Source organism: Enterococcus sp. 22-H-5-01 (assembly GCF_050310005.1).
GTDB classification, from domain to species: Bacteria; Bacillota; Bacilli; order Lactobacillales; family Enterococcaceae; genus Enterococcus_A; species Enterococcus_A hailinensis.
Map to the genome: position 1 here is coordinate 1961128 of NZ_CP189993.1, position 24077 is coordinate 1985204.

17 protein-coding genes are annotated in these 24077 nt (G+C 38.5%); 13 read left to right on the forward strand and 4 right to left on the reverse strand.

Annotated elements, in window-relative coordinates; all coding sequences use genetic code 11:
• Positions 1-123: 123 nt before the first annotated feature.
• On the forward strand, positions 124-315 hold the full coding sequence (locus ACQKTA_RS10020) for a hypothetical protein (RefSeq protein ID WP_427813609.1): 192 nt from the start codon (positions 124-126) through the stop codon (positions 313-315).
• Between the two features lie 39 nt (positions 316-354).
• On the opposite strand, the gene ACQKTA_RS10025 is transcribed toward ACQKTA_RS10020, so the two are convergent.
• Complete coding sequence (locus ACQKTA_RS10025; protein WP_427813610.1) at positions 355-867, reverse strand: type 1 glutamine amidotransferase domain-containing protein; 513 nt, start codon at positions 865-867, stop codon at positions 355-357.
• A 453-nt stretch (positions 868-1320) separates the two neighbouring features.
• Between ACQKTA_RS10025 and licT the strand changes: the two genes are divergently transcribed.
• Positions 1321-2163 (forward strand): BglG family transcription antiterminator LicT, encoded by an 843-nt coding sequence (licT, locus tag ACQKTA_RS10030; RefSeq protein ID WP_427813611.1) that lies wholly within the window; start codon positions 1321-1323, stop codon positions 2161-2163.
• Between the two features lie 27 nt (positions 2164-2190).
• Positions 2191-4089 carry a beta-glucoside-specific PTS transporter subunit IIABC gene (locus ACQKTA_RS10035; RefSeq protein WP_427813612.1) on the forward strand — a complete coding sequence of 633 codons (1899 nt, stop codon included), beginning with the start codon at positions 2191-2193 and terminating at the stop codon, positions 4087-4089.
• Positions 4090-4136: 47 nt separating this feature from the next.
• On the opposite strand, the gene ACQKTA_RS10040 is transcribed toward ACQKTA_RS10035, so the two are convergent.
• Positions 4137-5054 (reverse strand): MurR/RpiR family transcriptional regulator, encoded by a 918-nt coding sequence (locus ACQKTA_RS10040; RefSeq protein ID WP_332581160.1) that lies wholly within the window; start codon positions 5052-5054, stop codon positions 4137-4139.
• 217 nt (positions 5055-5271) lie between these two features.
• Between ACQKTA_RS10040 and ACQKTA_RS10045 the strand changes: the two genes are divergently transcribed.
• From ACQKTA_RS10045 to ACQKTA_RS10080, 8 genes are all read left to right on the forward strand, one after another.
• A complete protein-coding gene (locus tag ACQKTA_RS10045; RefSeq protein WP_427813613.1) occupies positions 5272-6660 on the forward strand; it encodes a 6-phospho-beta-glucosidase in 1389 nt (462 codons plus the stop codon).
• 26 nt (positions 6661-6686) lie between these two features.
• The gene (locus ACQKTA_RS10050; RefSeq protein WP_427813614.1) at positions 6687-8120 is read left to right on the forward strand and encodes a 6-phospho-beta-glucosidase; all 1434 of its coding nucleotides are present in this window, start codon (positions 6687-6689) and stop codon (positions 8118-8120) included.
• 364 nt (positions 8121-8484) lie between these two features.
• On the forward strand, positions 8485-11103 hold the full coding sequence (locus ACQKTA_RS10055; protein ID WP_427813615.1) for an SHIRT domain-containing protein: 2619 nt from the start codon (positions 8485-8487) through the stop codon (positions 11101-11103).
• Between the two features lie 336 nt (positions 11104-11439).
• Complete coding sequence (locus ACQKTA_RS10060) at positions 11440-13533, forward strand: SHIRT domain-containing protein (RefSeq protein WP_427813616.1); 2094 nt, start codon at positions 11440-11442, stop codon at positions 13531-13533.
• 18 nt (positions 13534-13551) lie between these two features.
• Positions 13552-14043 carry a SpaA isopeptide-forming pilin-related protein gene (locus ACQKTA_RS10065; protein ID WP_427813617.1) on the forward strand — a complete coding sequence of 164 codons (492 nt, stop codon included), beginning with the start codon at positions 13552-13554 and terminating at the stop codon, positions 14041-14043.
• A gap of 586 nt (positions 14044-14629) precedes the next feature.
• A complete protein-coding gene (locus ACQKTA_RS10070; protein WP_427813618.1) occupies positions 14630-16018 on the forward strand; it encodes a helix-turn-helix domain-containing protein in 1389 nt (462 codons plus the stop codon).
• Positions 16019-16671: 653 nt separating this feature from the next.
• Complete coding sequence (locus ACQKTA_RS10075; protein ID WP_427813619.1) at positions 16672-17376, forward strand: hypothetical protein; 705 nt, start codon at positions 16672-16674, stop codon at positions 17374-17376.
• Positions 17376-18974 (forward strand): SpaH/EbpB family LPXTG-anchored major pilin, encoded by a 1599-nt coding sequence (locus tag ACQKTA_RS10080; RefSeq protein ID WP_427813620.1) that lies wholly within the window; start codon positions 17376-17378, stop codon positions 18972-18974. Before ACQKTA_RS10075 ends, ACQKTA_RS10080 begins: the two co-directional genes overlap by 1 nt.
• A 181-nt stretch (positions 18975-19155) precedes the next feature.
• Here ACQKTA_RS10080 and ACQKTA_RS10085 read toward each other — a convergent pair whose 3' ends face one another.
• The gene (locus ACQKTA_RS10085) at positions 19156-19665 is read right to left on the reverse strand and encodes a GNAT family N-acetyltransferase (protein ID WP_427813621.1); all 510 of its coding nucleotides are present in this window, start codon (positions 19663-19665) and stop codon (positions 19156-19158) included.
• A gap of 234 nt (positions 19666-19899) precedes the next feature.
• Here ACQKTA_RS10085 and ACQKTA_RS10090 point away from each other — a divergent pair, with 234 nt between their 5' ends.
• Together ACQKTA_RS10090 and ACQKTA_RS10095 are read left to right on the forward strand one after the other, a co-directional pair.
• Complete coding sequence (locus ACQKTA_RS10090) at positions 19900-21360, forward strand: NAD-dependent succinate-semialdehyde dehydrogenase (protein WP_427813622.1); 1461 nt, start codon at positions 19900-19902, stop codon at positions 21358-21360.
• A gap of 495 nt (positions 21361-21855) precedes the next feature.
• Positions 21856-23349, forward strand: coding sequence for a helix-turn-helix domain-containing protein (locus tag ACQKTA_RS10095; RefSeq protein ID WP_427813623.1), 1494 nt, complete (start codon positions 21856-21858; stop codon positions 23347-23349).
• Positions 23350-23395: 46 nt separating this feature from the next.
• Here the strand turns inward: ACQKTA_RS10095 and ACQKTA_RS10100 are convergent, their stop codons facing one another.
• Complete coding sequence (locus ACQKTA_RS10100) at positions 23396-24007, reverse strand: hypothetical protein (RefSeq protein WP_427813624.1); 612 nt, start codon at positions 24005-24007, stop codon at positions 23396-23398.
• Positions 24008-24077: the final 70 nt, after the last annotated feature.

The following is a 24077-nucleotide window of genomic DNA, read 5'->3' on the forward strand; positions in this document are numbered from 1 at the left end:
TTGATTAGTTAGATAGCCCGCTCAAATTTTGAGCGGGCTATCGTTCATTTTAGGGGAAATAACTAAAAAAGTGTTTTCATCGTTAGGAGCTCGAGGTAAGATAAGAATAAAGGGGTTATTCAGATGATCATCGGAGTGATTTTTTTCTTATTAGGTGTTTGGCAATTATGGATCACCAAACGAACGTTTACAAATTTGAAAGCTGGCGGAAATCGAGAGACGTCGCCTTTTATTATGATCAGTTTAGGCAGTAGTCTAGTCATGGGAATCTTGTTTTTAGGAATCGCGGGCTATTGTTTCACTCAAATGGGTTAAAAAAGCCCCGATCGCACAGCGATCGGGGCTTTTTTTGATTTAAGCATGTAGTATTTCAATGATTTTTTTATTGAAATCAGGAATATCGTCAGGTGTACGGCTGGTAACTAGCTTGTTATCAACAACAACTGCTTCGTCTTTCACGATGGCGCCAGCGTAGCCAATGTCAGGGCGTACGGTAGTATACGCAGTCATCGTCCGACCTTTGGTTAATCCAGTTTGAATAAATAACTGAGGACCGTGGCAAATGGCAAACAATGGTTGATCTTTATCGAGGAAATAAGTAACAAAGGCTACAAAGCGTGGATCGCTGCGCAATTGATCAGGAGAAAATCCTCCAGGGATCAATAAGGCATCGAAACCTTCTGGTTTAACATCATCAATGCTTTTGTCGCTTTTGAATTTCGTTCCTTCTTTACCAGTGATTTCTTGATCAGCTTCGAAGCTAATGATCGTCACTTCGTTGCCATCTTTTTCTAAAGCTTCTTTGGGAGAGGATAGTTCAACATCTTCCACCAAGTCAGTAACAAGTGCTGCAATTTTTTTGGTCATTGAGTATACTTCCTTTCCTATCTAATAGTTTTACCCTAAAGGATTCTACTTAATAATTCAAATAATCTGTTTTTATCGAATAATTTTTCTTGTTTTATGATCTATTTTTTAAGAAACAACGAGTTTTAGTTTCAGTTAAGGTTTGCAGGTTATAGTCTATTTACCCACAAATAATCTTTTTCATTTGCTAGCCACCCCTAATTGGCTAGTAATTTTTTAAAAAGCTGTTGACAGCGCTTTCTTTGTTTGCTAAGATAATTTTGAATTAGATAGGCCAATTGACGGATAGTGATTGTTTAATTACAAGCTAAACCTGATGAGGTGTACGAGAATTATTTGTCGTACCTTCATGAGGTTTTTTTGTTGCCTAAGACACGGAGGTGAGCAGTGGAACTGATTGATGATTGATAGTGACTGAAAAATTCTAAATATCAAAGGATGGGGGAGTGTTAGATGCAGATTCAAAAGGTTTTGAACAACAATGTAGTGGTAGCTACCGATCAAAATGATAACGAAATTGTTGTGATGGGCCGAGGATTGGCTTTTCAAAAGAAAGTTGGTGACCAGATAGCAACGGACTCAATTGATAAAACCTATCGGCTAGCCAACAGTGATTTAGCGCATAAGTTTCAAGAATTATTAGCAGATGTACCAATAAAGTATGTTGAAGTTGCCAATGACATCATCGATGAAGCCAAAGTTACGTTAAAAAATCCTTTGAATGATTCACTCTACATCTCAATCACTGACCATCTTTATGGCGCGATTCAACGAGTGAGCGAAGGGGTTCGAGTTCGAAATTTACTGCTTTGGGATGTTAAACGCTTCTTCCCAGATGAATTTTCGGTCGGGATAGCTGCAGTAAAAAAAATCCAAGCAGAATTCGATGTGGATTTGGGCGAAGACGAAGCAGGAAATATTGCTTTGCACCTCGTCAATGCTCAAACGGAAAATGGAAATGACAATGTTGTTGTGATGACTGAAATGATGCAGGAAATTATTCAAATCACCAGCTATTATTTTAAAGTCCAATTAGATGAAGAGTCTGTGTATTTCTATCGTTTCACGACTCATTTACGTTTCTTTGCTTCACGCATCATGAATCAGCGCCAAGTAACGGATGAAACCGATGATGAATTATTAATGATCATTCGAAAAAAATACCAGAATGCTTATCAATGTGTCGAAAAAATTGCTGATTTTATCGCACAGTCATACCATTATGAAATGTCGAATGACGAGAAATTATATTTAACGATCCATATTGCGCGATTGGTCCAAAAAGTAAATCAATAATACGAAAACACTTAGGAGGAACAGACTGTGGGAAAATATCATGATTTAGCTGAGAATATCGTTGAAAATGTTGGTGGCAAAGAGAATATCAATAGTTTGACACATTGCATCACGCGCTTGCGCTTTAAATTGAAGGATGAAAGCAAAGCCAATGAAGAAGTGTTGAAAAATATGGATGGCGTTGTGACTATAATGAAAAGCGGCGGCCAATTCCAAGTCGTCATCGGAAACCATGTACCATTGGTTTTTGCAGAAGTCTTAGAGGTTGCGGGAATCAGTGGCGAGGTTTCAGAAGAAGAGACGGAAAAAGGAAATATTTTTAATCGTTTGATCGATGTGATCTCAGGTTGTTTCCAACCATTCCTAGGTGCTTTAGCGGCTTGCGGGATGTTAAAGGGATTCAATGCACTGTTTCTATATCTAAATTTTTATACTGCAGGTAGCGGAACCGATCTATTCTTGACTGCAGCCGGTGATTGTATCTTTTATTTCATGCCGATCGTGATTGGATTGACCGCCGCTCGTAAATTTAAAGTTAGCGAATTCACTGGGATGGCTATCGGTGCCGCATTGGTGTATCCGACGATCCAAGCTTCAGCGTTAAGTGCGGGTAAACCGATCATGACACTGTTTGCTAACACCATGTTTGAAAGTCCTGTTTTCATTCGCGTATTTGGTTTGCCGATCATCACAAATGATTATACGAGCAGTGTAGTGCCGATCATTCTAGTAATTTGGTTTGCGAGTCATGTTCAGAAGTTAGCGAAAAAAGTAGTTCCTGAATTGGTTCAAACATTCTTAGTCCCATTATTTACGATCTTAGTCTCAGTCTTTTTCGGTTTCTTAGTCATTGGACCAATCATTACTTTCCTGACCAATCTTTTAGGAAGCGGCTTCACTTCGCTATATGAGTTCTCTCCGGTTCTGATGAGTGTGGTAGTAGGATTCTTCTGGCAAGCACTTGTAATCTTTGGATTGCATTGGAGTTTGATTCCATTAGCAATGATCAACTTATCAACTACAGGTTCCGATATTATTTTAGCAGCATCTTTCACAGCCAGCTTTGCACAAACGGCTGTCATCATGGCAATGTTCTTCAAATTAAAAAATGCCAAGTTAAAACAACTTTGTATCCCAGCAGTTATTTCAGGGATTTTCGGTGTGACTGAACCGGCGATTTACGGATTGTCATTACCAAAGAAAAAACCATTCATCATCTCAATGATCGGTGGCGGTGTTGGTGCATTAGTAACTGCCTTATTTGGAGCTAAGTATTATACGATGGGCGGACTGGGAGCTTTTGGTTTCGTCAATCATATTAATTCAGCAACGAATGATGCTAGTGGAATGATTGGTCAATTTGTGGCGGTTGGCGTTGCGATGGTCTTTAGTTTTGCTGCAACGATGATTTTCTGGAAAGATGAAGAGACTGTTGAAGTACCAGCAGAAAAAACAGCGATGGAAGTACGTAAAGAAATCGTGACAGCACCAGTTCAAGGCGCGATCATGCCGTTAGATACTGCGAAAGACCAAGCGTTTGCTCAAGGAGTCTTAGGTAAAGGTGTTGTGATCCATCCAACAGTCGGAGAAGTTATTGCGCCTTTTGATGGGACGATCATGACGATGTTCCCAACAAAACATGCGATTGGTTTAGTTTCAGATAATGGTTTAGAGTTATTGATCCACATTGGTTTAGATACGGTTCAATTGAATGGCGAATTTTTTGAATCCTTTGTCAAACAAGGAGATAAAGTAAAACGTGGTGATAAATTAGTCACATTTGACATTCGAGCGATCGAAGCCGCTGGTTATAGCGTGGAAACACCAGTTATCATCACAAATTCAGCGGATTATTTAGATATCATCGAAGCAGATCAAGCAACGGATATCAGCCATAGTGATGAATTACTGACGGTTTTAGTTTAAAAAAATGGAATATGTCCTCTGCGGCATATTCCATTTTTTAATGCTATTTAATTCGGCCGGAAAGATTCGGTAAAGTGGATCATCGATTCTGGTGATTCGGCCATTATGGCCGAACTGGTTTTACGATTATCCACCAAATCACCAATCTCAATTAGATGATTTAGATTTTTTTGATAATCTTCGGCAAACACACAGCTGTATAAAACATCTAATAGATAGCAGATGGAAGAATTGATCGTGAAATTAGCGATTTTAGAGTATAGGCGCTCACGAGTCGTCATTCGTAAAACTGCTTGACTCATTGAAGCTAAAGTATTATCTCCAATACTTGTTAAAGCAATAAAAGGCGCCTTTCTACGCTTTAAAATCTCTGCCACTTGTAGGATGTAACTATTTTCTCCAGTATAAGAAATAAGAATCGCACAAGTATCTTCTTGGGAATTAAAAGCTTCATAAGCATTCTCACCCATGGTTTGACTCGTTACGACATCTTTTTGGATCCGCCGCATCTTCAGCGCAAAATCTTGCGAAATCAACAGGTTGGCATTGCTGCCGAAGATTTTTATTTTTTTTGATTTTAGCAATAGTTGTTTTGCTTTTTGCAAATCATCGTGATTCAGTAAGCTCAATGTATCATTGATCGTCGTTCGTTCAAGTGACGCGATTTTATTTGCGATCGTCATGAGTCCATCATTTGTTTGAAATGGCAAATTGGCATCAACATCATCGAAATATGTTTGTAGATAGGTTTGCTCAGAAAGAAATTCATCGCGTAATTCCAACCAGCCATTGTAACCTAATTTTTTAGCGACCCTGATCAACGTTGAAGGATGGACAAAATTTGCTTCGGCGATTTCTTTAACAGTTAAATCTTTGATAGCAAGGTCTTGTTTTAAAATATAGTCGACCAGAGTGTTTTCGGCATTTGAAAAACGAGTTTGTCGCATTTTTTCAGTTAATAGCATTTGCCTCACTCCTTTATTTACATATATTATATTCTAAACGTAAATGTAAAAATAGCTAATAGGAAGATTGAAACAAATTATTCCATTGAAATTTACAAAAAGGTGGATCATAAATCAAAATTTTGTAAATGAACATGGATTATCTGCTAGTTAGATTGAAAATCTATTTTACAAATAAGATAATTATATTGTAAATAAAAACAAAGGAGTCGATCACATGGCGACAGGTGTAAAAATTGCAACAATCGGTGGCGGCAGCAGCTACACCCCTGAATTAATGGAAGGTTTTATCAAACGTTATGATGAATTACCGATTCGAGAAATTTGGTTAGTAGATATTGAAGCAGGAAAAGAAAAATTAGCAATCGTTGGTGCGATGGCTCAACGAATGTGGGATGCTTCGCCTTATGATGTAAAGGTTTACATGACACTTGATCGGGAAGAAGCGTTGAAAGATGCCGATTTTGTTACTACGCAATTTAGAGTTGGTTTGTTAGAAGCGCGGATCAAAGATGAACGAATCCCAGCTTACTATGGCATGTTGGGCCAAGAGACCAATGGCGCTGGCGGTATGTTTAAAGCTTTCCGAACGGTTCCGATCATTTTAGAAATCGTTGAAGATATGAAACGCTTATGCCCGGATGCTTGGTTGATTAACTTTGCCAATCCAAGTGGGATGGTAACCGAAGCAGTTGTCCGCTATGGAAAATGGGACAAAGTGATCGGTTTATGCAATGTGCCGGTAATGGCGACGATGGTAGAACCTGAAATGTTAGGCAAGCAGGCAGATGAATTAATTTATAAATTTGCTGGTTTGAATCATTTCCATTGGCATAAAGTTGCGGATGATCATGGAAAAGATGTAACGATGGAAATCGTTGAAAAAATGTATGCTGGTGAAACAGGTTTACCAAAAAATATCCATGATATTCCATTCCCACGTCGTTTACTAGAACAGATGCAAATGATTCCTTGTGGCTATCATCGCTACTATTATATGGAAGAAGAAATGTTAGAGCATGCTTTGGAAGAATATAAGACGATCGGGACGCGAGCACAGCAAGTGAAAAGAACTGAAGAAGAATTGTTTGAACTATACAAAGATCCAAACTTAGATTATAAACCAGAACAACTTGGACAACGTGGTGGGGCTTATTATTCTGATGCTGCTTGTGAATCGATCGCATCGATTTATGCCAATAAAGATACCCAGCTTGTTGTTTCAACTAAAAATAATGGTGCTGTTCCAGATCTTCCAGCAGATTGTGTAGTCGAAGTATCTGCTTATATCGGTGGCCAAGGTGCTCGCAGTGTTGCCTTTGGTGAACTCCCAACAGCAGAACGCGGTTGGTTACAAGTCATGAAGGCGATGGAATTACTAACGATCGAAGCTGCTGTGACGGGTGATTACGATACGGCTTTACAAGCGTTCACGATCAATCCGATGGTCCGTTCAGGAAAAACAGCGCAACGAATGATGGATGAATTATTTATTGCTCATAAAGAGCATTTGCCAAACTTCAAAACAACGATTGAACGTTTAGAAAAAGAAGGCATCGAGGTACAAGACGAAGTAGCACGTGAATTAGACTTAGTAAATGTATAAAAGAAATTAAAGAGAGCAGGGAAATCATGGGATTTAGAAAAGACTTTTTATGGGGCGGCGCCACTGCCGCTAATCAATGTGAAGGTGGATATAATGAAGACGGACGCGGTTTAGCCAATGTAGATGTTGTGCCGATCGGAGAAGATCGTTTTCCAGTAATCACTGGACAAAAGAAAATGTTTGATTTTGACGAAGAACATTTTTATCCAGCAAAAGAAGCGATCGATATGTACCATCACTGGAAAGAAGACATCGCACTGTTTGCTGAAATGGGGTTTAAAACGTATCGTTTATCGTTAGCTTGGAGCCGTATTTTCCCAAATGGCGATGAAAAAGAACCGAATGAAGCCGGGTTGAAATTCTACGAAGACATTTTTGAAGAATGCAAAAAATATGGTATCGAACCGTTAGTGACGATCACTCATTTTGATTGCCCAATGCATCTAGTAGAAAAATATGGCGCATGGCGCAGCCGTGAATTAGTTGGTTTTTATGAAAACCTATGCCGTGTGATCTTTAATCGCTATAAAGGGTTGGTGAAATACTGGTTGACCTTCAATGAAATCAATATGATTTTACATGCACCATTCATGGGAGCGGGTCTTTACTTTGAAGAAGACGATAATGTCGAACAGGTCAAATATCAAGCGGCTCATCATGAGTTAGTTGCTTCAGCGATCGCAACAAAAATTGCGCATGAAGTAGATCCTGAAAATCAAGTCGGTTGTATGTTAGCCGCGGGTTCGTACTATCCTTATACACCAAAACCTGAAGATGTGTGGGCGGGACGTCAAGATGAACGTGAAAACTACTTCTTTATCGATGTTCAATCGCGTGGTGAATACCCAGCATATGCATTGAAGGAAATGGAACGTAAAGGGATCGAAGTGAAAATGGAAGAAGGCGATAAAGAGTTATTGAAAGCTCATACCGTTGATTTTATTTCTTTCTCTTACTATTCTTCTCGGGTAGCAACAACGGATCCTGAATTACTTGAGCAAACAGCTGGAAATATTTTTGCTTCAGTCAAAAATCCATACTTAGAATCAAGTGAATGGGGTTGGCAAATCGATCCACTAGGCTTACGTATTACGATGAATGATCTATATGATCGTTATCAAAAACCATTATTTATTGTTGAAAATGGTTTAGGTGCAGTAGATACACCGGATGAAAATGGCTATGTCGCCGATGATTATCGCATCGACTATTTAGCGCAACACGTCCAAGCGATGCGCGATGCCGTTGATCTAGATGGTGTAGATCTTTTAGGCTATACGACTTGGGGCTGTATCGATTTAGTTTCTGCAGGGACAGGTGAAATGAAGAAACGTTACGGATTTATTTATGTCGATCGAGACAATCAAGGAAATGGAACCTTGAAACGCAGCAAGAAAAAATCATTTGATTGGTACAAAAAAGTCATTGCAACAAATGGCGAAGATTTAACGACTGCCTAAAAAAACAGCCTTTGCTCATAGAGCAAAGGCTGTTTTTTCTTTTTATGGGAATAAATTTTGTACCAAAAAGCAGTTTATTTTTGGACAAGATTAATAAAAAAGAAAAAAATAAATAATTAGCAAATAATTTTTTTAGGGACACAAAAGGTGGATAAAATATTTAACGTATATAACTAATATAATTATAAAGTTACTCATTCAATTCTTCTATTTTTGCCGATTCTTTCCGTGAAAAGCATAAAAAAAATGAACAAATAATAAAAACGTTATCCCTTATACTGACGTTAAGAATAATAAATTGAGGGTGAAACGAATGAATAAGGAAAGAAGGGGAACGCGACTTTTTAGCTATTGTCTGTTCGTGATGGTATCAATGATTGTCTTTCAATTGCTTAGTTTTTCATTGGTAGAGCTTATCAATGGAACAAATCAAGTCCAGGCAGTCGAGAACATTAATAGTCAAAAAAAAATTAAAACAGATATCGTTGAGTCAGAAAAAGAACCGACTACGACAAAAAACAGTCTTGCTAGAGCGGGTACGTTATTAACAAGCATCCAAGTTGGCGATTTTGAATACAATTTGTATTCCGATCAAACGGCTATATTGATCAACGCACTAGATCGTTTCTCGGGCATTGCACAGATTCCGAATACGGTAACGCATAATGGTACGAGCTATCCAGTCGTTAAAATCGAAGACAATGCTTTTGGAAATGAAGCAAATGACAAAGCTAACAAAAAAATTACCGGACTGCGTTTTAGTCCTGGTTCCAACTTGGAAGTGATTGGCGCACGAGCGTTTCAAAATTGTGAAAATCTAACTGGGAGCTTAGATTTTTCCAACTGTACAAAATTATTGATCATTTGGGACTACGCTTTTAGAAATACGAAAATAGAGCGTCTGATTTTTGGTGAAAAATCGATTTTAAGAGATATCTGCTCGTATTCGTTTCAAGAATGCTACTCTTTATTGAATACAGAAGTCCATTTGCCAGCTAGTTTACGTCATGTGGGACACCGAGCATTTTTGACAAATAGTGCGCCGGAAACATTTTCAGCCTTGACTCATAATACTGTGCTTGAATTGACCGGAGAATTACCAACTCTTCAAAACAGCAATCCGGTGTTATCAAATGATGCAAAAAACTATGAAAGTTGGGTAGACAGCTCTAAAGATCCATATATTTTGCATAAGTCAGCCAAATGGTTGGATGAAAAACGGACAACTGCAGAAATTCGCATCGATTATGGAGAGAAGGCAGAAAAAAAAGCTAATTTAGATGTAGTATTCGTACAAGACCATAGCGATTCGATGCAATTACCAGCTACCGCCTATAGTACAGTAGGCGGCGAAAAATATTCCTATCATCGTTCTTTCTATTTAGATGATATCGTGAATGGAGCGGCTAAATTATTGTTGGATACACCCAAAGCTGGTTATGACAATCGTGTTTCATTAGTCGCTTTTTCACATGATCCGACGCCTATCTATGCCACTGATTTTACGAAAAAAGTGCAAGATATTACCAATCAATTGATCAGTATACCAAACATGAACAACGGTGCAACCAATTATTCTGGAGGATTACGAGGCGCTATTGACATCATCAAAGCCAATCAAGATCCTGATCGAATCCCTGTAGTTATTTTTTTAAGTGATGGTCAGCCATTCGGCGATGGCGAAGATTTTTATGGTTTAAAAGCTGCTGAGGAACTAAGAAACCTAGGCGTAAAAGTTTATCCAATCGGTATCTATGTTGAGAACAATGCACTGGGAGAAAATTTAAAAAATATCTCTTATGATGGCAAAACACAGTATTTGGCAGAAAATAGCGAATCATTCGTTAAAATCATGGAACAAGTCTTAGATGACGTGGTCAATTCAATCGATACACTGGATGTGAAAATCAAAGACGTCTTAAGCGAAGAATTTGAGTTTACTGGAGAGATTGACGATATCGTAGCCTCGACAGATACACCAAGTAAAAAGACTGCGACTGTAAATGGAAAAACCATTACTTGGGATTTGAATGGATGTGATAAAGGTGTTACTCATACATTGAAAATCAAAGTGAAATTAAAAGCAGGGACAGAATTAACTGCTTCAGGTGTGTTGCCGACAAATGATGAGTTGGATACTGAAGATGGTCGGATCACCTCGACAGATCAGCCAGCACTAGAACGTTACTTGGCGCATCATCAGTTTGAGAATGCGACTTATCCAGGAACCCCGCTACCAGAAGAAATCATGGATTTGAAACCTGATTCTAAAGGAGGTTATGCTGATCAGACAGTCGTAAATGCTGACAACAACTTTCCGACAACAGTCAATACCAAGGATGGCCAACGGTGGGAATTTGTCGGCTGGGACGAAACAACGAAAAAAATAGCTGGGGCCGATGTGACTTTTGTTGGTAAATGGAAATATGCAGGCTATCATTTTAGTTTTATCAAACTTGATGATCACGAAAAAGGATTAAAAGATGTTGAATTTAGTCTTTATGCCTGGAAAGGCGCTGGGATACCTAGTAATAAAGAGCTCGTCACGACAGAAAGCATCACTGCTGGAAAATGGCAGCAATTAGAAACACAAGTCAGTCAAGCAGACGGGCGTGTTGATCTCTTTGTCTCGGCTGCGGCAGGAACCTATTTTCAATTGGTTGAAACGAAGACGCCAAATAGTTATCTAAAACCTAGCGGACAATGGCGTTTTACTTTAGCTGAAACAGGTTTGATCAAAGATAATCAACTGATCGGGATTGCTGGGGATGACGGTCGGCTGCCGCCAGAATTCAAAGAGCTGACTACTGGAGAATATGCGGGCTATTTGAGCCTAAAGAATGAGACAAGACAACCTACTATGCCGGAAACAGGTGGTAAAGGTAAAGCCAGTATTACCTTACTGACAGTTATTTGCAGTTTGATCGGGTTGGGATTGTCAGGTGTTTACACTTTTAATGTAGTAAAAAAGAATATTCATTAAGATAAAAATGGTCTGTTTGATGCACTATCAACAGACTATTTTTTTGTATTCATTTTTTTAAAGAGAAAAAATTAGCAAAAGCTAAACGACTTATACTAGCAGAATTAGTTATTTTTATAAGTATTATTCTTACGAATAACTCTATTTTAATTTATAGACATGTATTTTATCTTAGATTATTTAAGCTTTTTACGAATAAAGCTTAAAAAAAATGAACAATTAATCAAAGTAGCCCTATATTATACTGAATTTAAAGATATAGAATACGAAAATAAGGGTGAAAACATGAATAAAGAAAGAAGGCGACACAATTATTTTAAATCTTGGCTTGGTTTAATGGTGATAGTACTCACCATTCAAACAGTAAGCACAGCTTTTGCAGCTTTTTTTTCTGTGGATCATACTGTTCCAGTACAGGCGGCGGAAATAAAAAAGCCTACTGAGCTATCTGAAATCTATCCGGAAGTGATCGAAGGCAGTGAGCAAAAAAAAATAGAAAATAGCAATAGTAGAGCTCGAGAACACATCCATACCGCTCAAACAGATAAATTTTGGTTTAAGTTCTATTCAGACAAAACCGCTGAGTTGTATGAACCTAGAGCTGATTTTTCTGGTGTAACACGGATCCCTAATGCAGTGACTTATAATAATGAAGCTTATGCCGTCATCAAAATCGAGGACAATGCTTTTACAAAAGAGAATACAAGTGAAGCTAATAAACGACTTACAGGGATTGAATTTGCCCAAGGTTCAAATCTTGAAGTGATCGGAGCGAGTGCTTTCAAGGATCGAACTTCTTTGACTGGGACTTTGGATTTTTCTAATTGTACCAAGTTGCGTATCATTTGGGACTGGGCTTTTCAAAATACAGGTATCACCGGCTTAATTTTCGGTGAAAATTCTACATTGAATGAAATCTGTAATTCTGCTTTCAAATCAGCAAATGGATTAGGGGGAAAACCAGTTAGGCTTCCTGATAGTTTGCGTATTTTAGGGAATCATGCCTTTCTACTTGATAGTAACCAGCAGAGATTTTCAGAATTAAAACATAACCCGGTCTTAGAATTGACTGGAGACTTACCAACGCTTCAAAGTACGATCCCAGAGCTTTCAGAAGAAGCAAAAGATTACGAAAGCCAAGTGGATAGTTCAAACGAAGAGCATGTCTTGCATAAAGCAGCTAAATGGTTAGACGAGGATCGAACAACCGCAGAGATTCGCATTGATTATGGTAAAAAATTGAATCAAAAAGCAAAGCTGGATGTGGTAGTCGTGCAAGATTTCAGTGACTCGATGCAATATTGGGCAGAAGCTGTTAGTGCCTTCAATGGCGAAAAATATAAGTTCCATCGTTCGCTTTATTTGAATGATATCATCAATGGGGCAGCCAAATTATTACTGGAGACACCTCAGCCCGGATACGATAATCGAATGTCGTTAGTCGCTTTTTCTTATGCGAATCAACCGATCTATAAAACTGATTTTACTAAAGATACAAAGGAGATCGCCCAGACACTGCTGACGAAACCTAATATGTTGGGCGGAGCTACGAATTACGGTGGTGGACTGCAATGGGCAATCGATATCATCAAAGCCAATCAAGATCCTGATCGCATCCCAGTAGTGATTTTTCTAAGCGACGGCTATCCTAGTGAAAATGGAGAAGGAATTGCTCAAGCGAAAGTTTTGCGTGATTTAGGTGTTCGCGTATACCCAATCGGGATCTATGTATCTAAAGGGGGACTTGGGAATAGTCTAAAAGCTATTTCTTATGATGAGCAAACCGAATATTTGGCCGAAGACAGTGCTGCAATGGCAAAAATCATGGAACAAGTATTGGATGACTTAGTAGAACCTGCTCCAGCGCTGGATCTTAAAATCAAAGATATCTTAAGCGAGGAATTTGAATTTACAGGCAACGTCGAAGATATTCAAGCATCTACTGATATAGATGGAAAAAAAACGACAACAATCGATGGTAAAAGTATCACTTGGGATCTGACAGGGTGTGAAGCAGGGGTCATCCACACCCTAAAAATAAAAGTAAAATTAAAAGCAGGAACTGAATTGTCTGCGTCAGGAACTTTGCCTACGAATCTTGCGATGGGAGCAGAAGATGAAAGTATCACGTCTTCAGAACAGCCAGAATTGAAAAGATATTTGGTCCATCATATTTTTGAAAATGAAACCGATCCGAAACAAGTATTGCCAGAAGAAATCACTCAATTAAAACCAGGAACCACGGGTGGTTATGCGGATCAACATGTATTCACTGCCGATTCAACGATTCCGCAATTTGTTGATACGAAGGATGGACAACGGTGGGAATTTACTGGTTGGGACAAAGCACAAAAGACGATTGAAGGAGAAGATGTTACCTTTGTTGGCAAGTGGCGGTATGTCGGCTATAATTTCCGTTTCGTCAAATAAGCGAAAGATGGCAATGGTTTGCAAGGAGCAGAGTTTGATCTGTATGCCTGGGTGGGTGAAGAAAAACCAGCAGAACAAGAACTCGTAACGGATGAATCGGAACATTGGAAACATTTAGGCAAACAGACGAGTCAAGCAGAAGGAGTAGTTGAATTTTTTGTTTCGGCTAAAGAAGGAATGTACTTTCAATTGGTGGAAACCAAAGCGCCTAATGGATATATCAAACCCAGTGGACAATGGCGCTTTACCTTACAAGCAGGTGGAGTGATCAATCAGGATAGCTTCATCGGAATCGCAGGTAGCGATGGCAAAGCTCCGCCCCAATTCACACTGCTGACTGAAGGGAAATATGCCGGTGTTTTTCGCTTGCTAAATGAAAAATATGCTGCGATGCTTCCTCAGACCGGCGGAAAAGGAAAATCAGTATTTGCTTTTAGTGCTCTGCTTTTAAGTATTAGTGGAGTAGTACTCTCACTTTTTTATGTGGTTCCTAGAATAAAAAGAACATAGCTAGTAAACGTAAGACGATAACAAAAAAGTTATCGTCTTTTTTGCTATTAGTGAATCTTTTTTTTTAATAAATCCAGATACTTTGACTATTTGTAAAATTTATACCGAATTAATTAAAAGGATTAAATAACGATATATAAACAGAATAGATACTTATTTAATTGATTTATAAGAGTATATTATAACTGTGAAATTGAAAATAACTAAAAATACATAAAAAATAAGTTTGGTTATCATAGAGATAGTTGAAAGCGGAATCAGTCGGATAGGGAAAAGGAATAGTCGCCAAATAAGATCTTATTCTTGCCACAAATTATTTTGTCAAAGAGGAGCGTGAAGGCCTAACGGAAGATCTAGCGAAGTAAGCTATTTTATCGAATTACTATGTTGGTAGGAGAAAAAATGAGTATATATTAAGAACTTGTTTTACATAGTATAAAAAGATACATCGAGGAGAGTATAAAAAGGGGACGAGGAGATGAACTTTAGAGAAGTCTTGGGAACGAGCAGTTTGAGAAGGTTGCGTTTTGTCGAATTATAGTACGCGAGTAAAGTCGGCTTACCAAGTGATCAACTGCTTGAGGAATTGGAGTGTTCTTTACCGATCTTATTAAAGGATGTCAAACTGATCAATGACGATCAGGATGATTTCCATATTGAAAAATTCAAAGGGCTGTATCAAATACAAGTGAAACCACACGTAAGTATCAATCGCTTGTATGCGGATGTTTTGCAACATTCGCCAGAATTTCAAATCATTGAAGAACTATTGTATGAAAAATGTTCAAGTATCAGCGACCTAGCAGATAAGTTGTATTTGAGTGCATCGAATACGCAACGCTATTTAAAAAAAATCGAATTAGCACTGAAAAAAGTCGGTATCAAATTAGATTATCGACCATTGCGGATCGAGGGGAAAGAAAGCGTCGTACGACATTTTTATTATCGCTACTTTTTGGAAAAATCGGATCGATTGGAGTCATTGTTTGCTGATTTGAAAGAGCATCAAATAAAAACGATCACTGACCTTGTAGATCAGTTTATCCAGGTAAATCATCTAGAGAATCGGCATATCTTTAGAAAGCGTCTTAGTTACAATATCTACATTAGTTTGTGGCGAATCAGAAATAGTCGTCTGTATCCAGTAGAAGAGCTGATCAGTCCGTTGAGTTTACCAGATGAAGAGATATTAGATGCTTTTGGACGAATGGCCTTAGAAGTGTTTCGGTTGCGTTTAACTACTGAGCAAATCAAAGATTGCTTGTGGCTTTCTTATGCGGATATGCTAGTATTCAGTGAAGATCAATGGAAATCAGCGATGAAACAAAGTCGAAGTTATCGCGATTTGTTTCAAAAGCATGTTGAACTAGTGGGAGAATTTAATCGTTTGATCAATTATTCATTGAATGAAGACGAAGAACGTGAGCTGGCGATCGTTTTGGTGAATGATCAGCGGATGTATACGACTAAAGGCCGCTACATCGACATTCTTTATCGGCAACGTAGTATTTTCTTAGAAAAAATGATGGAGACACATTATCAAGCGGTCAAAAAAGTTTTGCGGATCTCGGAAAGCTTTGTAAAACGCTATCGCATTTATCAAGAAAATGATTTTGTTTGGAATTATGCGTATTTATTGATCACGATGGTGCCCCAAAGCCTAAATTTATTGGCGAGCGCAGACCAAAAGCTGAAGATCCTTCTATTATCTGAGCTTTCTCCAACCGAAGAAGTTTTTTTAGCTGAGCAAATCGAAGAACGAATCTATGGTAATTTCAATGTTCATTTCATCGAAGAACGCTCACGGGATGCGCGGGTCACGCAACGAGAATTAGACAAATATGATGCATTGATCACCTCTAGCAGTGTAGAAGAAGTCCCTTACGACTATCCGACTGTGATCATCGATCCTTATCTAACAGGACAAAATATCGGTCAATTACAACAATTAATTAGTGATCTATCAGATCGCTAAACAATAAAAGAGCGTGAAAATTATTTTTTGTTTAAAATGATAGCGCTTTAAATAAAGAAGACAGTCTAAGCTGTCTTCTTTATTTTTTTTGGATAATGAATAATTCAAAAGATAAATTTTTTTGGGTCTATTCAAACTTTATTAATCTTTATCCGTTTTTAAGTAATTGGATTCGATAACGTCAATTGTTATATCAAAGATTGGATAATAAACAAAAATAGTGTTTTTAATAACTATTTTTTATAAAAAGATACAAAAAGCAGCCGCAAATAATATCGGCTATTATATTGCTATAAAGAACAAGGGTAAGTGATTTGCAGGCTTTTTTGCAGAGTAAATCTATAGAACTTACTCTTAATAGCTAGCTGATTTTTTGCGGTCACTTTGCGATTACTTACGAAAAAAATCAGACTAGCACTGATGTGTGTCGCCTTAATTTAAAGATGATCGAAAAGAAAGGAAGTGAGCAGTGAATAGCTAAAAAATAAAGAAAGGAGGATCGTTTTAAAAGAATCAAAATCACTCATTCAAAGGATCGAGTGGAAGTTAGACAACACAGGAAGATCTTACATCGTGTTTGTGGAGTGTTTTATGTTGATTGGCGGCTCACTCGTTGGTCGAGATCAGTGTTGTAACAGAAGGAGGGGATCGTAATGAAAAAAATGATTCTTCTCTTGGGACTAATTCTGGGAATTTGTAACATGGGGGTTACTGCTTTTGCAGAGGAAGGTAAAGTGGAAGTACAGGTAAATACACAGAAAATAGATGGTTCACGTTATGAAGGAACGGAAGCGCTCGTCTTAGATATTTATGACTTGACTGAGTGGCGAGTCAAACGAGCGAGCGATGAAAAAACCGATAAAGAATACATCTTAAATAAGTATCCTACAAAAGAAAAATTGGCATCATTTGTACAAAATGAGCAATTGAAGAAAGTGAATCAGACAGCGATACCGGTGGATGAAGCAGGGCGAGTCGCACTTAATTTGCCACGTTATCAAGCCGAGCGAGATGCGGCCTATCTGATCCTTGCTTCTGGGGAAACGAAAAACTACCAGATGTTGCCTGTCATCATCTATTTGCCGCAGATAGATATCGAAACAAAAGAGGAAGTATCCGAATGGGTGATTTATTGCAAATATGGAGAAATCTCACCAACACCAATAGAACCACCGACAATAGATAGTTCAGAACCGCCGATCACGATACCAAGTGATAGTTGGCAAGGAACAAAAACATATCCAGATAAAGTACTTCCAGCAACAAATACTTTGATCCAAAACTATTGTCTTTTAGGGGGATCGCTACTAGCGATCGGTTTTATCGGTTTGTTCAAAAAACAAGGGGGAAAAGAATAATGAAAAACAAAAGAAAATGGGTCGCGATAGTTACGACGATGTTGTGCATGGTTCCACTACTAGCAGGGGTACTAGGCAGTGGGACTAGCGCGCAAGCTGCTTCAAAAAACACAGTGGATGTAACGTTACACAAGAAAAAAATGGATGAATTCCCATCGAATAGCGTAGAAAATACGGGGAAAGAAATGACTGAATTTGATCGCTACGAAGGGTTAGAAGGTATCACCTTTACCGCGTGGGACATCTCAAAAGATTTCTATGCGGCATTGAATGCTGTTTTGACTGGCAAAGAGACCGATGCTGAATATGCTGCAAAAACCAAACAAGTCATGGAGAACTTTACTTTAGACAAACAAACGGCCACGCAAGTTCCGGGAGACCAAACAACAGATGCAGACGGAAAAGCGACATTTAATAATTTACCAGCAAAAAATTCAGACGGAACCTATAAAGTTTATTACTTTGAAGAGCATGCTTCTCCAGGTGTAGAGATTGGTTCATACAAATTAATTTTGATGTTACCGTTGAAAAATGATGGAAAAGAAAATACGGATATCCATTTATATCCCAAAAACAAAGTTGAAGCTGAAAATCCTGAAAAGGAACTAGTCGATGAAGAGGGTAAACCATTACCATCACGTCCAGCTGGCAGCTATGATTTTGAAGTCGGAGCAAAAATCCATTACCGTGCGGCATTTACTATGCCAAGTCAAATCGGTGATATTTTAAGCAATGGTGATCCTCGTTACAGCAAATTAGACTTAAAAGATGCGGTAGATACTGAAGGCGTAAAATTTGAAGAAATCGAACGAATCGTCGTTAATGGCGTCGCGATCGATAAAAACATTTTCTTAAGTCATGCAACAACTACTTATACCAATCTGACGGCACCATTTTCAGGTTTAGCAGGCTTTAATATCTCAATGAACTTGACCGGTGCCAATGCAGTGACAACAGCGAATTATTTAGCTGATTTTGCAGGTAAAAAAGTAGAGATTTTCTACGCGGTATCTTTCACAGAAAGCACACCGGTGGATAAAGATATCAACAATGAATTCTCTGTGACGATCAACCATGATGGCGGCAAAGACGAAGAAAAGAAAAATGATCCTGTGGTACCGCCAATCATCACGGGTGGTAAAAAATTCTACAAACATGAAGATAATGAAGACAAAGATGCATTAGCTGGTGCTGAATTTGTAGTGATCAAAAAAATCAACAGCGTAGACCACTACTTAAAAGTAGAAAACAATGCCAATAGCTGGATCGCAGTCGGTGCAAACGAAACGTATGCAGATGCGAAGAAATTTATTTCCGATCAAGACGGACGTTTTAGCGTCACTGGATTAGACTATGGCACATATTACTTACGAGAAATCAAAGCACCAAATGGTTTCCAATTATTAACTAACGACATTTCGTTCACAGTATCAAAAGGTTCTTATGCGGATGACCAAAAATTAGATGTAGTTAATACGCCTAAAGGTGGCTTATTACCAGGTACTGGTGGTATGGGGATCGCAGCATTTATCGTGATCGGTCTTGGCTTGATGGCCACAGCGATGATCCGCTACCGTCGTGTAAGATTCGAAGTGTAAGCAAAATAAGTAAAAACGAGTGAAAAGAAATTCTTTTCACTCGTTTTTTTTACGGATAAAATTATTTTTTTGAACGCATTTTTTTGCTCCAATAAAAACCGGTCGCAATACCGATCAAAGCGACTACGATAACATAAAGTGTAAACAAAGAAATCCCTCCTAAGTTTTTGGTATCAAAATATTAGAGAATAGCATCCCAGTTCGTTCCACGTTCAGTGAAACCTATTTTTTTGTATAGTTTATACGCAGGTACATTATTTGCGGCTACCACTAAAAAAAGTTGCTGGTGGCTATGAACTTGTTGCGCTTGCTTTATCAAGCAGTGCAATAAAATTTTTGCTAGACCTTGCCCTTGGTAATCGGGATGGATCGCTATGTAAAGGATCAATGGAACCTCTCGAAAGCTAGCAGTGATCAAAGTACCGATCAATAATTCCTCGTGGTATAGATTAAATGAAAAAGCAGTAATGATTTCGCCATATTTATTGTTCATAGTTGCAGTGACTTCTGTTTGCCATTCTTCGAGTGTTTCACCTTGATCGTCCAAAGAATCTTTGAAAGACCGGTAGAGCAACTGTGCCAAGGAATCAGACTCGTTCGTTAAATGTTGCAGCATATATTGAGTGTCTAAAGTCAAAAATTCAGCAGATTCTGATTGTTTAGCTAAATCAAGTGAGAGTATAAGACGCATAAAACGATAGCTCCTTTGTAATGGCTTTTTGAGATCAGCAAATAATCGATTATCAAAAGTATACGCTAGTTATTGATCGTCTTCACTAAAAATGATGGATTGATCTCAAATAAAAGAAAGACAAGCTGATTTTTTGAGCTTTGTTTTTTTCCGTGTTAGGGTGAATAGTGTAGGAAATAGGAAAATGTTTAACTACGATTGACCAGAACCAGATACTAAGGAGGATTTAGACACATGGGAAAACATCAAGCTTTACCAGCAGTCGAAACACGTCTCTATATCAATGGAAAATGGGAAAACGGCTCAGAAGACGCGGTACCTGTAACAAACCCTGCGACCGGCGAAACATTGGCTAAGATCCAAGCGGGCGGAGAAAAAGAAATCAAGGCAGCGATTGAGGCAGCAAACCAAGCATTTCCTGAATGGTCACGTAAAGCACCAGCTGAACGGGCCAAATTAATGAATAAAATGGCGGATTTAGTCGAAGAAGACGCAGAACGCTTAGCAACTATTATGACGATGGAACAAGGAAAACCTTTGACACAAGCTAAAGGTGAAATCCAAACCAACGTTGAAAACTTGCGTTGGAATGCGGCAGAAGGCCAACGTTTATTAGGCGAGATCGTTCCTTCACCGGCAACTAATCAATGGCAAGTTCGAAAACAGGCGGTCGGAGTCGTGGGTGCGATCACTCCTTGGAACTTCCCGTCGAATATGATCATTCGAAAAATTTCACCAGCAATCGCAGCTGGTTGTACCGTGATCTTAAAACCATCGAAACAAACCCCGTTATCTGCATTAGCTTTGATGGAATTATTTGACAAAGCAGGTTTTCCTGAAGGGGTAGTCAATATCGTGATGGGGGATTCTTCAACCATCGGTACGATCTTATCTGAATCAGAAGATGTACAAAAAATTACCTTTACTGGTTCGACTGAAGTCGGCCAAAAATTAAATGAACAGGCGGCGCCAACATTGAAAAATGTTTCAATGGAACTTGGTGGTCATGCGCCATACATTATTTTCCCGGATGCCGATATCGAACGGGCTGTCGATACGTTGATCAAAACGAGATTTATCAATAATGGCCAAGTATGTACGTCGCCAAATCGGATCTTTGTCCACAAGGATGTTAAAGATCAAGTGACCGATTTGTTGGTAGAAGCGATCAAAGAGGTAACTGTCGGCAATGGTTTGGATGATACAACGGTCGGACCATTGATCAATCAAGACGGTGTCGATAAGGTAGTTGAACAAATCAAAGATGCTACGGATAAAGGCGCTAAGATTTTAGCTGGGGGCCATAAATTGGATGAAGGCGAATATGCAGATGGTTTCTTCTTTGAACCAACGATTTTAGCTGGTGTTACAAAAGAAATGGATATCTTCTATAAAGAAACCTTTGGTCCCGTGATTCCATTGATTACGTTTGACGATGAAGAACAAGTTATCAAAGATGCGAATGATACAGAATTTGGTTTGGCTTCTTATTTCTTTGCGACGAATATCCATACGATCGATAATGTCAGCAATAAATTACAATACGGGATGGTCGGTGTGAATGACACTAACATCTCTAACTCAGCAACGCCATTTGGCGGAGTGAAACATTCTGGTTTCGGTCGTGAAAATGGTACGTACGGAGTGGAAGAATATGTCGAAGTGAAATTCGTCAATATTCGCACAGCTAAATAATTAGATGACAAAAAAGCTTACGGCAAAGTTAAAGGCTGTAAGCTTTTTTATTGTCTAAAAATAATCTAACCAGCGATTCAGTCATCATGCTTAATTATGAGTTAATTTGATATAAGAAATCAAAAAAATCAAAATGTATCGGTCGTTTAGATCGTCATTAACTATCCGTTTGATGGTTACAGCCGTTCGAATAGTCGATGGTTGCTAAAAAGGCAGGAAGCCAACGAATATCGCAATAAATACTATTTTTGAACAATAATTCAAACGAAACAAAAAAAATTTAACTATTAATTTAGAAAAAAATTTATTTTAATTTTAGAAAGTGATTCAAATAACTAGGTTATTTTAAAGGACGCACTCTTTAACGTTTTTAAAATAGATTTAATAACAAAATTTATTCGTTTTGCTACCAAAGCAGTTCAAACGAATATCAGGTACCATTTAACAAAAGAACACAAGCGTCACGATCGATTTTAGGGGAATGAGGGGGATGAAATGAATTTTAGGGAGATCTTGAGTGTTAGTACATTACGTCATTTACGTTTAGTGGAATTATTATATGCTTGTCGCACGGGATTGCCTAGCGATCAATTATTGGAAGAATTGGAATGTTCATTGTCTGTTTTATTAAAGGATGTCAAACTGATCAATAGCCAGCAAGATGCTTTCCAAATTTTTAAATACAAAGGATTGTATCAGTTAAGGGTCAAATCGCATATCAGTATCAATCGTTTATATGCAGAAACGATCCAGCAATCGCCAGAATTTCAAATTTTGGAGGAACTATTGTATGAAAGTTGTGAGAACATCAATGAGTTGTCAAAAAAACTCTTTTTGAGTTCATCTAAGACACAACGCAATTTAAAGAAAATAGAAAGCGTTTTATCAGGAGCTGGAATCACGCTCCACTATCGGCCGTTGCGATTAGAAGGGAAAGAAAGCGTGATCCGTCATATGTATTATCGTTATTTTCTTGAAAAATCGGATCGATTGGATTCTTTGTATCATGATTTGCGTGAATTTCAAATTCGCTCAATCACCGATTTCGTCAATCAATTTATTCAAGTCAATCGACTAGATGATCAATTTATTTCGCGTAAACGCTTAGGATATACCTTGTTTATCAGCTTATGGCGGATCAAAAACGGTCATTATTATCCTAAAGAAAAATTAGGCAGCCACTTAATGCTGCCGGATGTTCCGATCTTGGATGCTTTCAAACGAATGGCGATGGAAGTGTTTCGCTTGAAGTTATCGGCTGATTTAGTCAAAGACTGTCTGTGGTTAGTGTACAGTGATAGCGTTGTTTCGAGTATTGGACAGCTGCATAGCGCCTTTAAAAAAGGTGGCGAATACATCGAAAGTTATTATCATCATTTAGAATTGGTAGAAAATTTTGACCGCTTATTGAATTTTTCTTTAGGGAATGAAAAAAAACAAGCAGTGACGCTGGTTCTATTGAATGAACAACGGCTTTACGCGCCTGACGGCCAATTGATCGATATCCTCTTTCTTCAACGGCGGATCTTCTTAGAAAAATTAGCAGAGACCCATGAACAAGCTGTTCGCAAAGTTAAAAAAATCGTCGAGCAATTTGTCAGACGCCAGCAAATCTATCAAGAAGAGGACTTTGTCTGGAATTATGTCTATCTATTGATCACGATGGTTCCTCAAAGTCTGACTCTGCTTGCCAGCTGTGATCGGCCATTGAAATTATTATTGCTTTCAGAATTATCACCAACGGAAGAATTCTTTTTAGGCAGTCAAATCGAAAATCAAATCTATGGCAATTTTGAAGTCCATTATGTCGAGAAAAAATTAAGTCATGCAGCGATCAAACGCTCAGAATTGGAAAAGTATGATGCTTTAGTTACTTCCAGCAGTGTCGAAGAGATCCCCGCTGAATATCCGACAGTCGTGATCGACCCCTTTTTAACCAATCAAAATGTGTTCCAACTTCAACAACTGGTCAGTCAATTGGCTGGCTAAACTAAAAACAACACTAGAAAATAGGCCATTTTCTAGTGTTGTTTTTTTATAGTTTGCGATTTGGTAGGTCCGCTTTTTTCGTAGTTGCTGTTTTATTGAACGTTTTTTTGAACCGTTTAGGGAGCAGCAAAGAAACCAATTCGAAAGGCGCAGCTAAGATCGTCCAAGAGACCTGTCGGGCACTTGGGTGGAAGTCATAAACTTTAACCAGGGCTAGATGCAATAATAGCAAGCCCGGCAGCAACTCTAAACCAACTTGCCACGAAGCATCCCAATGGGTGAAATAACGCAGCAAGCTCATTGCTAGAGGATATAAATAAAACCACGTCGTTACTAAGTTAACCCGCCAGCTTTTAGTCAATAAGCGCAGATTGAATAAAAAGAACAAGGCGGATAAAACGATCCCGATTGGCGGGAAGAAGCTGACTAGTAAAGAATAAACGGCACCGAAGATCAACATTCCCGGACCTTTAGCTAAAGCACTGATCAAAATCAAAAGGCCGATCAATAGTAATTGCTGTTTGATGACGGCAATGGCTAACAAGCTGAATAAAGCCAGCATACCCCAGTGCCAGACGCTGTTCGTCGGGACTTTTTCTGGATATTTTTGTTTTAAGTAACGTGCCGCTTCTGGATAATCGCGTTGAAAATTAGGCATACGATCCCCGCTTTCATATAGTAAAATTCTTGGATAGAACGAACTGATTCATTTCAACCCTAAAATGAGG